The sequence below is a fragment of the Cupriavidus sp. CuC1 genome, assembly GCF_044627735.1.
In the GTDB taxonomy this organism is placed as follows: Bacteria; Pseudomonadota; Gammaproteobacteria; order Burkholderiales; family Burkholderiaceae; genus Cupriavidus; species Cupriavidus ulmosensis.
This window is the reverse complement of the sequence record NZ_JBIUHC010000459.1, coordinates 1-545: the sequence shown is the minus strand read 5'-3', so window position 1 is coordinate 545 and position 545 is coordinate 1. Positions and strand designations below refer to the sequence as shown.

The following is a 545-nucleotide window of genomic DNA, read 5'->3' as shown; positions in this document are numbered from 1 at the left end:
TGATTCGGCAGAAGCGTGTAAGGAAGCTGATTTGTTCGTTTCCGCGGCTCGCCGGAGCAACCCTGTTTGACGCGGCTTATCGGGCGGGAGAAGTGGAACTTGAAGTCATTCCACAAGGTACGTTGGCGGAGCGCATGCGGGCTGCAGGCGCCGGAATCGGCGGATTCTATACCCCAACAGCCTATGGCACCAGGCTCGCGGAAGGAAAGGAATCCCGCAAGATAGAGGGCAAGAACTACATCTTCGAATTACCGCTGAAAGCTGATTATGCGCTCGTGAAGGCATATCGCGCAGACCGATGGGGCAACCTGACCTACAGGATGTCCGGTCGCAATTTTGGTCCCATCATGGCCAGCGCGACGACGACTGCGATCGCCCAAGTCAGCGAAATCGTCCCACTTGGTACGTTGAATCCAGAGGCGGTTGTTACCCCAGGAATCTTTGTAAAACGCGTGGTGCAGGTTTCGTAATTTCCTGCAAATCGGGCGGAAAAGTTAGAGACGAGATCGCAGAAATGAAAAAGCTTACACGGATCGAAATGGCGC

At 54.5% G+C, this 545-nt stretch carries 1 protein-coding gene; it reads left to right on the top strand.

From position 1 onward, the window contains the following. A partial coding sequence (locus ACGLHR_RS52200; protein ID WP_400104029.1) for a 3-oxoacid CoA-transferase subunit A occupies window positions 1–470 on the top strand: 470 nt, incomplete at its 5' end. Window positions 471–545: the final 75 nt, after the last annotated feature.